The 14,206-nt window shown below is 57.5% G+C and carries 12 protein-coding genes and 1 tRNA gene; 12 read left to right on the top strand and 1 reads right to left on the bottom strand.

Annotation, left to right across the window (positions count from 1 at the left end; translation table 11 throughout):
• The first annotated feature begins 162 nt into the window (after positions 1-162).
• Genes carA through greA form a run of 3 tightly spaced genes read left to right on the top strand, consistent with a single transcriptional unit; the run spans position 163 to position 4,986 of the window.
• Positions 163-1,287, top strand: a complete 1,125-nt coding sequence (gene carA / locus DIT71_RS01900) for a glutamine-hydrolyzing carbamoyl-phosphate synthase small subunit (RefSeq protein WP_114611499.1) — start codon at positions 163-165, stop codon at positions 1,285-1,287.
• Positions 1,287-4,502: a carbamoyl-phosphate synthase large subunit gene (carB, locus tag DIT71_RS01905; RefSeq protein ID WP_114611500.1), complete on the top strand. Its 3,216-nt coding sequence runs from the start codon at positions 1,287-1,289 to the stop codon at positions 4,500-4,502. The genes carA and carB overlap by 1 nt, the downstream gene beginning before the upstream one ends.
• Positions 4,503-4,506: 4 nt before the next feature.
• Positions 4,507-4,986, top strand: a complete 480-nt coding sequence (gene greA / locus DIT71_RS01910; protein ID WP_114611501.1) for a transcription elongation factor GreA — start codon at positions 4,507-4,509, stop codon at positions 4,984-4,986.
• An 84-nt stretch (positions 4,987-5,070) separates the two neighbouring features.
• On the opposite strand, the gene yhbY is transcribed toward greA, so the two are convergent.
• On the bottom strand, positions 5,071-5,382 hold the full coding sequence (gene yhbY / locus DIT71_RS01915; RefSeq protein WP_114611502.1) for a ribosome assembly RNA-binding protein YhbY: 312 nt from the start codon (positions 5,380-5,382) through the stop codon (positions 5,071-5,073).
• Positions 5,383-5,538: 156 nt separating this feature from the next.
• Between yhbY and rlmE the strand changes: the two genes are divergently transcribed.
• The 9 genes from rlmE to nusA all read left to right on the top strand — a co-directional run bounded on the left by rlmE (position 5,539) and on the right by nusA (position 14,195).
• Positions 5,539-6,159 (top strand): 23S rRNA (uridine(2552)-2'-O)-methyltransferase RlmE, encoded by a 621-nt coding sequence (gene rlmE / locus DIT71_RS01920; protein ID WP_114611503.1) that lies wholly within the window; start codon positions 5,539-5,541, stop codon positions 6,157-6,159.
• Between the two features lie 155 nt (positions 6,160-6,314).
• The gene (gene ftsH, locus DIT71_RS01925; protein WP_244311885.1) at positions 6,315-8,249 is read left to right on the top strand and encodes an ATP-dependent zinc metalloprotease FtsH; all 1,935 of its coding nucleotides are present in this window, start codon (positions 6,315-6,317) and stop codon (positions 8,247-8,249) included.
• A 93-nt stretch (positions 8,250-8,342) separates the two neighbouring features.
• On the top strand, positions 8,343-9,176 hold the full coding sequence (folP, locus tag DIT71_RS01930; protein WP_114611504.1) for a dihydropteroate synthase: 834 nt from the start codon (positions 8,343-8,345) through the stop codon (positions 9,174-9,176).
• Positions 9,173-10,516 (top strand): phosphoglucosamine mutase, encoded by a 1,344-nt coding sequence (gene glmM / locus DIT71_RS01935; protein WP_114611505.1) that lies wholly within the window; start codon positions 9,173-9,175, stop codon positions 10,514-10,516. Before folP ends, glmM begins: the two co-directional genes overlap by 4 nt.
• Positions 10,517-10,591: 75 nt before the next feature.
• Positions 10,592-11,350, top strand: a complete 759-nt coding sequence (tpiA, locus tag DIT71_RS01940; RefSeq protein WP_114611506.1) for a triose-phosphate isomerase — start codon at positions 10,592-10,594, stop codon at positions 11,348-11,350.
• A gap of 49 nt (positions 11,351-11,399) precedes the next feature.
• The gene (gene secG / locus DIT71_RS01945; RefSeq protein ID WP_114611507.1) at positions 11,400-11,774 is read left to right on the top strand and encodes a preprotein translocase subunit SecG; all 375 of its coding nucleotides are present in this window, start codon (positions 11,400-11,402) and stop codon (positions 11,772-11,774) included.
• A 7-nt stretch (positions 11,775-11,781) separates the two neighbouring features.
• A tRNA-Leu gene (locus tag DIT71_RS01950) sits at positions 11,782-11,866 on the top strand.
• A gap of 332 nt (positions 11,867-12,198) precedes the next feature.
• A complete protein-coding gene (gene rimP, locus DIT71_RS01955; RefSeq protein ID WP_114611508.1) occupies positions 12,199-12,660 on the top strand; it encodes a ribosome maturation factor RimP in 462 nt (153 codons plus the stop codon).
• Between the two features lie 41 nt (positions 12,661-12,701).
• Positions 12,702-14,195, top strand: coding sequence for a transcription termination factor NusA (gene nusA / locus DIT71_RS01960; protein ID WP_114611509.1), 1,494 nt, complete (start codon positions 12,702-12,704; stop codon positions 14,193-14,195).
• The last annotated feature ends 11 nt before the right edge of the window (positions 14,196-14,206 follow it).

Here is a 14,206-nt window from a genome sequence, read left to right on the forward strand (position 1 = left end):
TCTTACAATGACGCGGTTTAACTGCACCAAGCGTAGCTTTGACAACGCTCTATAGAAAAAGCGGGACGGAGTTCAACTCCCTCTCGCTTTTTTGCGACCTGAATTTGCGCTTGCGTTCCTGTTCGTGACGAACCTGTACGCCACTCGATGAGGATACAAGCCTTGAGTACACCAGCCATCCTTGCACTCGCAGACGGAAGCCTGTTTTACGGCACCGCCATTGGCGCTGAAGGGGAAACCAGTGGGGAAGTGGTGTTCAACACCGCCATGACCGGTTACCAGGAAATCCTGACCGACCCCTCCTACTCCCGCCAGATTGTCACCCTTACCTATCCCCACATCGGCAACACCGGTGTCAACGAAGAAGACATCGAATCCGATCGGGTTCAGGCTGCCGGCCTGATTATCCGCGACCTGCCGTTGATGGTGAGCAACTGGCGCAGCACCGGCTCGCTGCAGGACTATTTGCGCGCCAACAACATTGTGGGCATTGCCGACATTGACACCCGCCGCCTCACCCGAATCCTGCGGGACAAGGGCTCCCAGAGCGGTGCCGTGGTTGCCGGTGCGAATGCCACCGCAGAACGTGCGCTTGAGCTGGCCAACGCCTTTCCCGGGCTCAAGGGTATGGATCTGGCAAAAGAAGTGACCTCGGAAAAAACCTGGACCTGGAGCCAGAGCGAGTGGGACATCGAGAGTGGCTATGGCGAGCGCACCGAATCGAAGTTCAGGGTGGTCGCCTGGGACTACGGGGTAAAGCTCAACATCCTGCGCATGCTGGCCGGCCGCGGCTGCGATATCACAGTAGTCCCGGCACAGACACCCGCCGCGGAAGTGCTGGCGATGAAGCCGGACGGCATCTTCCTGTCCAACGGCCCTGGTGACCCGGAACCCTGTGACTACGCCATCGAAGCCATCCGCGAAGTGCTGGAAACCGGGATTCCGCTATTCGGTATCTGCCTGGGTCATCAACTGCTGGCCCTGGCCAGTGGTGCAAAGTCCATCAAGATGGGCCATGGCCACCACGGTGCCAATCATCCGGTTCAGAACCTCAAGGATGGGACTGTGATGATCACCAGCCAGAACCACGGCTTCGCGGTCGACGAGGCCAGCCTGCCGGATAATCTGGAGGCGACCCATAAATCCCTGTTTGACGATTCCCTGCAGGGAATACGCCGCACCGACAAACCGGCTTTCAGCTTCCAGGGTCACCCGGAAGCCAGTCCCGGCCCCCACGACGTGGCGCCGCTCTTTGATGAATTTATTCGCCTGATGGAGGCACGTTGATGCCAAAGCGTACCGACATAAAAAGCATACTGATCCTGGGTGCCGGTCCCATCGTGATCGGGCAGGCGTGTGAGTTCGACTACTCCGGAGCCCAGGCCTGCAAGGCCCTGCGGGAAGAGGGGTACCGGGTTATCCTGGTTAACTCCAACCCGGCCACCATCATGACGGATCCGGTCATGGCCGATGCCACCTACATCGAGCCCATTACCTGGAAAACCGTCGAAAAGATCATCGAGAAAGAAAACCCGGACGCACTGTTACCGACCATGGGCGGCCAGACCGCGCTGAACTGTGCGCTGGATCTGGAAAGGCACGGCATACTGGAAAAGCACGGCGTGGAAATGATCGGCGCCAACGCCGATACCATTGACAAGGCCGAGGATCGCGACCGTTTCGACAAGGCCATGAAGAAGATTGGTCTGGAGTGCCCGCGGGCCACCATCGCCCATTCCATGGCCGAGGCCTGGGTAGTGGCTGACGATATCGGTTTCCCCTGCATTATCCGCCCATCATTTACCATGGGTGGCTCCGGCGGAGGCATTGCCTACAACCGCGACGAGTTCGAGGAAATCTGTACCCGTGGCCTGGACCTGTCGCCGACCAACGAGCTGCTGATCGACGAGTCTTTGATTGGCTGGAAAGAGTATGAGATGGAAGTTGTCCGTGACAAGAACGACAACTGCATCATCGTGTGCGCCATCGAGAACTTCGACGCCATGGGCGTGCACACCGGCGACTCCATCACCGTTGCGCCGGCCCAGACCCTGACCGACAAGGAATACCAGATCATGCGCAACGCCTCTCTGGCGGTGCTGCGTGAGATCGGCGTGGAAACCGGCGGCTCCAACGTCCAGTTCGGCGTAAACCCGGATACCGGCCGTGTGGTGGTGATCGAGATGAATCCCCGGGTCTCCCGTTCCTCGGCCCTGGCTTCCAAGGCCACAGGTTTCCCCATTGCCAAGGTGGCGGCGAAGCTGGCCGTGGGTTATACCCTGGATGAGCTGCGCAACGAGATTACCGGCGGTGTTACCCCGGCTTCGTTCGAGCCCAGCATCGACTATGTGGTCACCAAGATTCCCCGGTTTACTTTCGAGAAATTTCCCCAGGCCGACGCCCGCCTGACCACCCAGATGAAATCCGTGGGTGAGGTGATGGCCATTGGCCGGACCTTCCAGGAATCCCTGCAGAAAGCCATGCGTGGCCTGGAAGTGGGTTCCGACGGCTTTGAAGAAAAGGTGGATCTGAACACCACTGACGGCCAGGAAACCCTCACCCAGGAACTGAACGTGCCCGGCGCCGAGCGCCTCTGGTACATCGGCGATGCCTTCCGCGCCGGCTACTCGGTGGACGATGTGTTCCGCAATACCCACGTTGATCCCTGGTACCTGGTCCAGATTGAAGACCTGATCAAAGAGGAAAATGCCCTCAAGTCCGCGGGTAAGGCGGATATTGATCGCGATACCCTGTTCCGCCTCAAGCGCAAGGGGTTCTCCGATGCGCGGCTGGCAAAGCTGCTGGGCATCTCTGAAGTCAGCCTGCGCAAACTTCGCCATGACCTGGACATCCGTCCGGTTTACAAGCGGGTCGACACCTGCGCCGCGGAGTTTGCCTCTTCCACCGCCTATATGTATTCGTCCTATGAGGAAGAGTGCGAGGCGGACGCCTCCGACCGCGAGAAAATCGTGGTGATCGGGGGTGGCCCCAACCGCATTGGCCAGGGCATCGAGTTTGATTACTGCTGTGTTCATGCGGCCCTCGCCATGCGCGAGGATGGCTACGAAACCATCATGATCAACTGCAATCCGGAAACCGTGTCCACCGACTACGACACCTCGGATCGCCTGTATTTCGAACCGATTACCTTGGAAGACGTGCTGGAAATCATCCACGTCGAGAAACCCAAGGGTGTGATTGTCCAGTATGGCGGCCAGACTCCGCTGAAGCTGGCCCGTGGCCTGGAAGCGGCCGGCGTGCCCATTATTGGCACCAGCCCGGACGCCATTGACCGTGCCGAAGACCGTGAGCGTTTCCAGCAGATGATTGGCCGCCTGGGCCTGATCCAGCCGGAGAACGCCACCGTGCGCAGCCACGAGGAAGGCATTGTGGCAGCCCGGGAGATCGGTTATCCGCTGGTGGTGCGCCCGTCCTACGTGCTGGGCGGCCGTGCCATGGAGATCGTCTACGACGAGGAAGAGCTGGTCCGTTACATGCGCAATGCGGTGCTGGTCTCCAACGACAGCCCGGTCTTGCTGGATCACTTCCTGAACGCCGCCATCGAGGTGGATATTGACGCCATCAGTGACGGCAAGGATGTGGTTATTGGCGGAATCATGCAGCACATTGAGCAGGCTGGCGTGCACTCCGGTGACTCTGCCTGTTCCCTGCCGCCGTACACGCTGCCCAAAGATGTGCAGGATGAGATGCGTGAAGCCGTGCGCAAGATGGCCATCGAGCTGGACGTCATCGGCCTGATGAACGTCCAGCTCGCCTGGCAGGACGGGCGGATCTACGTTATCGAGGTGAATCCGCGGGCCTCCAGAACGGTCCCGTTTGTTTCCAAGGCCATTGGTGTATCCCTTGCCAAAGTGGCGGCGCGGGTCATGGCAGGCACGTCGCTGGCGGAGCAGGGGTTTACTCAGGAAATCGTGCCGACCCATTATTCGGTCAAGGAGTCGGTGTTCCCGTTCAACAAATTCCCGGCGGTGGACCCGATCCTGGGCCCGGAAATGAAATCCACCGGTGAGGTTATGGGTATTGGCGACAGCTTCGATGAAGCCTTCGCCAAGGCGGCCCTGGCGTCCGGTGAGCGCCTGCCGGTCAAAGGAACGGCGTTCATGTCGGTTCGTGATGTCGACAAGCCCGGCGCTGCCAAGGTGGCACAGGATCTTGTCGATGCGGGCTTCAAGGTGATCGCCACAACGGGCACTGCGAAGGCGCTTAAAGAGGCCGGCATTACCGTTGACCGGGTGAACAAGGTTCGGGAAGGGCGTCCACATATTGTGGATGCCATCAAGAATGGTCAGGTTCAGCTGATTATCAACACCACCGAAGGGCGCAAGGCCATTTCAGACTCGGCGCAAATTCGCCAGTCGGCCCTGCAGTCCAAGGTAACCTATACAACAACGCTGGCAGGCGGCGAAGCATTTTGCAGGGCGATTATGTTTGGCCCTGAGCGCACGGTGCGCCGCCTTCAGGATTTACACGCAGGAAAGTAAGATTATGGCTGACAGAGTACCCATGACAAAAGCGGGTGAGGCCCGCCTCCGCGCAGAGCTTCAGAAACTGAAGTCCGAGGATCGTCCCCGGGTGATTGCCGCCATTTCCGACGCCCGTGAACACGGCGATCTGAAGGAAAATGCGGAATATCACGCTGCCCGGGAGCAACAAAGCTTTATCGAAGGGCGCATTCAGGAAATCGAGGGCAAGCTGTCCGCGGCACAGGTCATCGACGTCAATACCATCGAGAACACCGGCAAGGTGATTTTCGGTACTACGGTGCGCCTGCTCAACGTGGATACGGATGAGCAGGTAACCTATCAGATCGTCGGTGAAGATGAAGCCGACATCAAGGCCGGCAAACTGTCGATTTCCTCGCCCATTGCCCGTGCGCTGGTGGGCAAGAGCGAGGGAGATGTGGTGGCAATCCGGGTACCATCCGGTACGGTTGAATATGAAATCGAGCAGGTAGAGCACATCTGAAGCAGGGCCTGTTCCGGGATCAAAAAAGCCGGCGGGGAATTCCCGGCCGGCTTTTTGTTTTCCTGCCGGTGGCAGGATGCGGATTCAGTGCTTCTGGCGCAGCAGGTTGGAGAGCTTCGGGTTGGGCTTCTTGGCGCGGCGCATGATGACGGCAACCTTGCCGATGGTCTGTACCAGTTCAGCTCCTGAGGCTTCACACAGGGCGGCTACTGCCTCCTGGCGTGTTTCGCGGTCCTGGCTGGCCACCTTGATCTTGATCAGCTCATGGTCATTCAGGGCGCGCTCAAGCTCTTCCTGGAGCCCTTCAGTCAGGCCCTTGTCGCCAACGATAATGATCGGCTTCAGGTTGTGGGCGATGCCCCGGTACTCCCGGCGCTGTTCTGGCGAAAGACTCATTATGTATTCTCTTTATGGATGCAATTAACAAAACGTCAGCGGCGAAACAGCGGACGATTCCGTATAATTGAGCAATTGTAACAGATCGCCCGGCCGGTGAAATGGCAGTTACCACGTATCCTCGCCTTCGGGCAGAATGATTTTTGGAGGTAGGTTTTGGCCCGTTCGAAAACCAGTGATCGCTGGCTGAAGGAACATTTCGACGATGTGTGGGTCAAAAAGTCCCGTGAAGATGGCTATCGATCCCGCGCCAGCTACAAGCTGATTGCGCTTGACGAGAAAGACCGCATCTTCAGGCCCGGGCAGATTGTTGTGGATCTGGGTGCGGCGCCCGGCGGGTGGTCCCAGGTCGCTGTAGAACGGGTTGGTGACAAAGGCGTGGTCATAGCCAGTGACATACTGGACATGAATCCGCTTGCAGGTGTGGAGTTTGTTCAGGGGGATTTTACCGAGCAGTCGGTCCTCGATGAATTGCTGGAATTAATGGGTGACCGCCGGGCTGATGTTGTAATTTCAGATATGGCACCCAATATGAGTGGTATGGCTGCGGTAGATATTCCCAATGCCATGGGTCTGGTAGAGCTGGCGCTGGATATGTCGCAGCAGGTGTTGAAGCCGGGCGGTGTTTTTGTCGCCAAGGTCTTTCAGGGAGAAGGATTTGATACCTTGCTGGCCGAGATGCGTAAAAGTTTTACCACCGTTGTCAGCAGGAAGCCTGACTCCTCCCGGGCCCGATCAAGGGAGATCTACCAGGTGTGCAAGGGATTTAAGGGCTGACCCGCCCGCAGGTCGGAAGTGGCCAAGGGAATTGACACCCCTGCAGTGGCCGACATGGATGGGCCGATTCTGGTGGACGGGCGTACAATTGGTGTAAAGTGTCAGAAAAGGCTTTCTCCTGACGGGGCGATCCTACAATTCACAGGTGACGATCCTTGAACGATATGGCAAAAAATCTGGTTCTCTGGCTAATCATAGCCGCCGTACTGCTGATGGTGTTTCAGAATTTCACTCCCACCACCAGCGGCCAACAGGTCAACTATTCCCAATTCGTGGAAATGGTGCAGGACGGACGTGTCCGTCAGGTGACCATTGACGGTCTGGAGGTGCAGGGTGTCCGTGGTGACGGCTCCCAGTTCCAGACCATCCGGCCTCAACTCGCCGATCAGAAGCTGATGGACGATCTGCTGGCTAATAACGTGGAAGTCATTGGCAAGGAGCCGGAGCGCCAAAGCCTCTGGACCCAGTTGCTGGTGGCTGCTTTCCCGATCCTCATTATCATCGCGCTGTTCGTGTTCTTCATGCGGCAGATGCAGGGAGGTGGCGGCGGCAAGGGCCCCATGTCCTTTGGCAAGAGTAAAGCCAAGCTGATGAGTGAGGATCAGATCAAGACCACCTTCGCCGACGTTGCCGGTGTGGATGAAGCCAAGGAAGACGTGAAAGAGCTGGTTGATTTCCTTCAGGATCCCAGCAAGTTCCAGCGCCTGGGCGGCAGCATCCCCAAAGGCGTTCTGATGGTGGGTCAGCCGGGTACCGGTAAGACATTGCTCGCCAAGGCAATTGCCGGCGAAGCGAAGGTGCCCTTCTTTTCCATTTCCGGCTCCGACTTCGTCGAGATGTTCGTGGGCGTGGGCGCTTCCCGGGTTCGCGATATGTTCGAACAGGCCAAGAAGCAGAGCCCCTGCATCATCTTCATAGACGAGATTGACGCTGTTGGCGGCCGTCGTGGTAACGGTATGGGCGGCGGTCATGATGAGCGTGAGCAGACTCTGAACGCACTGCTGGTGGAAATGGACGGTTTTGAAGGCAACGAAGGTGTTATCGTTATCGCTGCCACCAACCGGCCGGATGTTCTCGACCCTGCGCTGCTGCGCCCTGGTCGTTTTGACCGCCAGGTGGTTGTAGGCTTGCCCGACATCATTGGTCGCGAACAGATTCTGAAAGTGCACATGAAAAAGGTGCCGTTGGCTGACGGCGTCGAACCAAAGCTGATTGCCCGTGGTACGCCAGGATTTTCGGGTGCGGATCTGGCTAACCTGGTCAACGAGTCTGCCCTGTTTGCGGCGCGTCGGAATCAGCGCCTGGTCTCCATGGAAGAGTTCGAACTCGCTAAAGACAAGATCATGATGGGCGCCGAGCGCAAATCCATGGTCATGAGCGAAAAAGAGAAGCGCAACACCGCTTATCACGAGTCCGGCCACGCGATCGTGGGCCGTCTGGTCCCGGAACATGATCCTGTCTATAAGGTCAGCATCATTCCCCGGGGTCGTGCGCTGGGTGTCACTATGTTCCTCCCTGAAGAGGACAAGTACAGTCATAGCAAGCGCTTCCTGATCAGCTCGATCTGCAGTCTGTTCGGTGGCCGTATCGCTGAAGAACTGACCCTTGGCGTTGACGGCGTGACCACCGGTGCCTCCAACGACATCGAAAGGGCCACCAGCCTGGCCCGTAACATGGTGACCAAGTGGGGCCTGTCTGAAAAGCTGGGACCGTTACAGTACGACAACGAAGATCAGGGTGGGTATTTTGGTGCTCCGCCAGCGCCGACTCATTCACCGGGAACCGCCCAGCGGATCGATGAGGAAGTTCGCGACATCATCGACAGCTGCTACGAGAAAGCGAAGCAGTTGCTGATTGATAATCGCGACAAGCTCGACCTCATGGCCGAAGCACTGATGAAGTACGAGACCATCGATCGTCATCAGATTGATGACATCATGGAAGGCCGTGAGCCGCGTCCACCGAAAGGTTGGGGTGATAACGGCCCGTCTGGAGGTGTTGCGGCTGAAGAGCCTGAGCAGGCGCCTGCTCCCAAAGGCTCTGACGACGGACGCCAACCCGGCGTTGGCCGCCCTGCCGGTGAGCACTGACACGGTGTAAACCGGTCTGGAGATCACTGACCCATTAACGCCGCCCCGGCAGGGGCGGCGTTTGTTTTTTGCAGATTGCAGCAAAGGTTGTTTATGCAGATGAATTTCGCGGGCCGGGAGCTGGACATGTCTGGTTGCCATGTTATGGGCATTCTCAACGTAACGCCCGATTCATTCTCGGACGGAGGTCGCTTTAATCGGGTCGATGCGGCCTTGGCTCGAGCTCGCGAAATGGTCGCGGATGGTGCGGTATTTGTGGATGTGGGCGGTGAGTCGACGCGCCCGGGCGCCACTGTAGTGTCTGTGGATGAAGAGTTGGGCCGGGTCTGCCCGGTGGTGGAAGCCATCGCTCGCGAGCTTGATGTCATCGTATCGGTGGATACCAGTTCGCCGCAGGTTATGACCGAAGTGACGAAGCTGGGTGCCGGACTGATTAATGATGTTCGTGCCCTGCAAAGAGAGGGCGCGCCTGAGGTGGCTGCAAGAGCTGATATTCCGGTATGTTTGATGCATATTCAGGGCGAGCCGGATACCATGCAGAATGATCCGCGCTATCGCAATGTGCGCCGGGAGGTCAGTTCCTTTCTTGCCCAGCGGATGCGGATGATTGAAAAGGCCGGTGTACGGACTGAAAATATCATTCTGGACCCCGGTTTCGGTTTCGGGAAATCCCCCCGACATAACCTGCAGTTGCTGGCCTCGCTGGATCAGTTGCAGCTCCTGGGGCATCCGGTACTGGTGGGGCTGTCTCGCAAAAGTATGCTCGGCCATATCACCGGCCGCGATGTCAATGAACGCTTGCCTGCAAGCCTTGCTGCCGCGACAATATCGGCGATGAAGGGCGCGTCGATAATACGTGTCCATGATGTCAGGGAAACAGTTGATGCCGTTAAAGTAGTAATGGCAATGGAGGAAGCTGCACGATGAGTGACAGAAAATACTTCGGCACGGACGGTATTCGTGGGCGGGTTGGCGAATACCCGATCACGCCAGAGTTCATGCTGCATCTGGGCTGGGCCGCAGGCCAGGCTTTCAAGCGGTCGGGCCAGCGCAACAGTGTACTGATCGGAAAGGACACCCGCCTGTCAGGTTACATGTTCGAGTCCGCCCTGGAGTCCGGGTTGTCCGCAGCAGGAGTGGATGTAAAGCTGCTGGGGCCCATGCCCACGCCTGCCATCGCCTATCTCACGCGGACTTTTCGTGCGTCTGCCGGCATTGTCATCAGTGCCTCCCACAATCCGCATCATGACAACGGTATCAAGTTTTTCTCTCCCGCCGGTACCAAACTGGATGACGCCCTTGAAACCGAGATAGAGCACTGGCTGAACCGGCCCATTGAGGTTTGTGATTCCAAAGAGCTGGGCAAGGCGTTCCGCGTGGATGATGCTCCCGGGCGTTATGTCGAGTTCTGCAAGAGCACGGTGCCCAACGAATTTTCCCTGGAAGGCCTGCACATCGTTCTGGATTGTGCCAATGGCGCTACCTACCACGTTGCCCCCAAGGTTTTCCGCGAATTGGGCGCCAGGATCTCTGTCGTGGGTGGCGATCCGGACGGCCTGAACATCAATTTGAATGTCGGGTCCACCCATCTTGATACTCTGAGCAAGACAGTCCTGGCAAAGAAAGCAGACCTGGGGATTGCTTTTGACGGTGACGGTGACCGTGTGTTGATGGTGGATAGTGACGGGTCGGAAGTGGATGGCGATGAACTGCTTTACGTGATTGCAACGCAGCGCCACGCTGCCGGCACTCTCAAGGGCGGCGTTGTGGGCACCCTGATGACGAATCTGGGCGTCGAGCTGGCCTTGAGGGAGCAGGGTATCGATTTTGAGCGCGCCAAAGTGGGCGATCGCTATGTTATGGAGCGGCTGATTGACAGGGGGTGGCTGCTTGGTGGCGAGGGCTCCGGCCACATGGTGATCCGTGACTGCACCAGCACCGGAGACGGCATAGTCTCGGCCTTGCAGGTACTGCTGGCGGTCAGTCGCTCTGGAGGCTCGCTGGCGGATCTGCGGCATGGCATGAGCAAATTGCCACAGAAAATGATCAACGTACGGGTGGGCAAGCGGTTTGATCCTCTCGGTCGCGACGATATTGTCAGGGCGGTGGCCTCGGCGGAAGCACGGCTTGGTGGTGGGGGGCGCGTATTGCTGCGAGCCTCGGGTACCGAACCGTTGATCCGCGTCATGACAGAAGGGCAGGACGAGTCGGAAATTGTTAAGATTGCTGAGGAACTTGCTGTTGTCGTGGAGAATTCCCGGGCCTGATTTTGTGTCCCGGGGCAGTTGTCTGGGTTAAAAGACTGCTGTATAGTTCGCCCTCCCTCGAATCAGGGATTGTTTATGCGCCGTAAGATCGTCGCCGGAAACTGGAAAATGAACGGGTCAAAAGACCTTGTGGCCAGCCTGCTGGGCCAGATCCGGTCTGACCTCGCATCGCTTGATAATGACGTGGAGGTTGTTATTGTTCCTCCCGCACTTTTTGTCAGTGATGTCATCAGCCAGGCCGGCAGTCAGATTGCAGTTGGTGTCCAGAACGTTGCCTGCTGGGATTCCGGGGCCTATACCGGTGAAATATCTGCCGGGATGGCCAAAGACTGCGGGTGTGGTTACACACTTGTGGGTCACTCGGAGCGCAGGCAGCTGTTTGGCGAAACCGATGAACAGGTGGCGGTCAAAGTTTCCAGGGCGCTGGCTTCGGGATTAGACGCGGTCATCTGTGTTGGCGAGACCCTGGAGGAGCGTGAAGCGGGCAGTGCGGAAGAGGTTGTCGCGGTTCAGGTGCGTAGTGCAATTGCGAGCGTAAGTGCCGGGCAGTGGCGGCAGGTGGTAATTGCTTATGAGCCGGTTTGGGCCATTGGCACCGGGAAAACTGCCACCGCTGGAGATGCCCAGGCCATGCATGCTGCGATCCGGGGCGTATTGAAATCCTTCGGGGCACCTGCAGAAGAAATATCCCTGCTTTACGGGGGCAGTGTAAAAGCGGATAATGCTGCCGCGCTTTTTGCTCAACCTGACATTGATGGCGGCCTCATTGGCGGTGCATCGTTGAGCGCAGAAGATTTTGTAGGTATTTGCCGGGCCATGCCAGGCAGGTCCTGAAAGGTTAAGATTCGCGAAAGCCATTAGCACGAGTCATTAGAGAGACATTATGGATTGGGTCGAAACACTGGTTGTCGTTCTCCACGTGGTCATCGCGGTGGCACTGGTGGGTCTGGTGCTGATTCAGCATGGTAAAGGTGCCAATGCCGGTGCTGCTTTTGGTGGTGGTGCCTCGCAGACGGTATTTGGCAGCGAGGGCAGCAGTAGTTTCCTGGTTCGCGCTACGACTTTGCTGGCCATTGTGTTTTTTGTAACAAGTTTTTCGCTGGCTGTATTCGCCAAGCAGCGTGCCGAAGTGGCAGGGGAAGCGGGTATTCCTGTAGTTGAGGAATCCCGATCCGGTGCCGGGCAGGCTGAAAGTGAATCGGCCGATGGCGGCGAATCCGGGCGCGGGGACGAAAATGAACTTCCCGAGCTCGAGTAAAAGTAATGCCCAGGTGGTGGAACTGGTAGACACGCTATCTTGAGGGGGTAGTGGCGAAAGCCGTGCCGGTTCGAGTCCGGCCCTGGGCACCATATAGAAGAAAAACGGCTTGGAACTACCAGGCCGTTTTTTTGGTCAGTCCTTGACCAGTAAGGCCGGCGTCTCTATACTCCGGCGGATATTGGAGCGGGTTCCGGGTGTAATACGTTGCCCCGTCGGCTCCAGGCAGGCCAGGTGTCTGTCAGCAGGGGAGGTTGTCGGTTTTGGTTACCCCTGCGAGTTCTTGCAACAAAGAGCCCCAAATGTTCGGGGCTTTTTGATTAAGGGGCCTGGCGCATCAGGCCCTGGTGCATAAAAAGGGCTGATCAACAGCCCTTTTTTTGTTTTTGGGTTCGAAAAAACGAATAACGGAGACGCAATAGCTTTGTCAGCCAAGTTGAAGCAGCTGGAAGAAATCCTCAGGCCGATTGTAGAAGGGCTGGGTTACGAGTTTTGGGGCATTGAATATCGCTCCCAGGGACACCATTCCCTGTTAAGGATTTTTATTGACGATGCCGAGAATGGCGTCGGCATCGAAGACTGTGAAAAAGTCAGCCGCCAGGCGAGCGGCGTGATGGATGTGGAAGACCCCATCCAGACAGAATATACCCTGGAGGTCTCGTCTCCGGGCATGGATCGGCCGTTGTTCCGCCTGGAGCAGTACGAGGCATTTGCCGGCCACCAGGTCCAGCTCAAATTACGGATGGCATTTGAAGGGCGTCGCAAGTTCCAGGGCCTGATTAAGGGTGTTGAGGGCGAGGACGTTGTGGTGGTCGTGGATGATCACGAGTACCTGCTGCCATTCGATAGCATCGAGAAAGCCAACATCGTTCCGGTATTTGAATAAGTCAGTGGACGCAAAGTTTATTTTAAGGGCAGGGCAATCCAATGAGTAAAGAGATCTTGCTGGTGGTTGAATCCGTCTCGAACGAGAAAGGTGTCGAGAAGGATGTGATCTTTGAAGCAATCGAGCTGGCACTCGCCACCGCTGCCAAAAAACGTTATGACGACGAGGAAGCCGACATCCGCGTTTCCATTGATCGCCGCACCGGGGAATATGAAACCTTCCGCCGCTGGCTGATCGTTGATAACGATGCCGTTCCTGCACTTGGCACCGAGCTGACCATGCAGGAAGCCGCGGAAATTGACGAGAATCTCCGGCCGGGCGACATCCATGAGGAGAAAGTGGAATCGGTTGCCTTCGGTCGTATCGGTGCCCAGGCGGCCAAGCAGATCATCTTCCAGAAAGTACGGGAAGCCGAGCGCAGCAAGATTGTCGACAGCTATCGTGATCGCGTGGGCGAACTGGTTTCCGGTACCGTAAAGAAAGTGACACGGGACAACGTCATCGTGGATCTTGGTGCCAACGCCGAAGCCCTGCTACCCCGTGAACACCTGATCCCCCGCGAGACCTTCCGCATGGGTGACCGGGTCCGTTCCCTGCTGCAGGAAATCCGGACCGATCATCGCGGTCCGCAACTGATTCTGAGCCGTACCGATCCGCAGATGCTGATTGAGCTGTTCCGCATTGAGGTTCCGGAAATTGCCGAGGAGCTGATCGAAATTCGCGGCGCAGCCAGGGATCCGGGTTCCCGCGCCAAGATCGCGGTAAAGACCAATGACCGCCGGATTGATCCGGTGGGCGCCTGTGTCGGCATGCGGGGTTCGCGGGTACAGGCGGTTTCCAATGAGCTGGGTGGCGAGCGTGTTGATATTGTGCTCTGGGACGATAACCCGGCACAGCTGGTCATCAACGCCATGGCGCCGGCAGAAGTGGCTTCCATCGTGATGGACGAAGATCGCCATACCATGGAGGTGGCTGTTGCCGAAGACAACCTGGCCCAGGCTATCGGCCGTAACGGACAGAACGTGCGACTGGCGACGGAGCTGACCGGCTGGACACTGAACGTAATGACCGAGGAGGAAGCCGGTCAGCGTCAGGAGCAGGAATACAACACCTTGCTGGAGCATTTCACCGCCAATCTGGATGTGGACGAGGAGTTCGCCGGCGTGCTCATCGAGGAGGGATTTACTTCCATTGAGGAAGTGGCGTACATCCCCATGGAGGAGATGCTCGCTATTGAAGGATTTGACGAAGACACCGTCACCGAATTGCGCCGCCGTGCCAAGGACGCCCTGTTGAATCAGGCTCTGGCCAGCGAAGAGGCACTTGAAGGCGCGGAACCATCAGAAGATCTTCTGGCAATGGACGGCATGGACCGGGGTCTGGCATTCAAGCTGGCCGGTATGGGTATCCGTACCATGGAAGATCTTGCAGAGCAGTCGGTTGATGATTTGATCGACATCGAAGGAATGGAAGAAGAGCGTGCCGGCCAGTTGATTATGGCTGCACGCGCCCCCTGGTTTGAAGACCAGGCTTAATCGGGAGGAGG

It is taken from the genome of Marinobacter vulgaris, from assembly GCF_003344045.1.
Lineage (GTDB): Bacteria > Pseudomonadota > Gammaproteobacteria > Pseudomonadales > Oleiphilaceae > Marinobacter > Marinobacter vulgaris.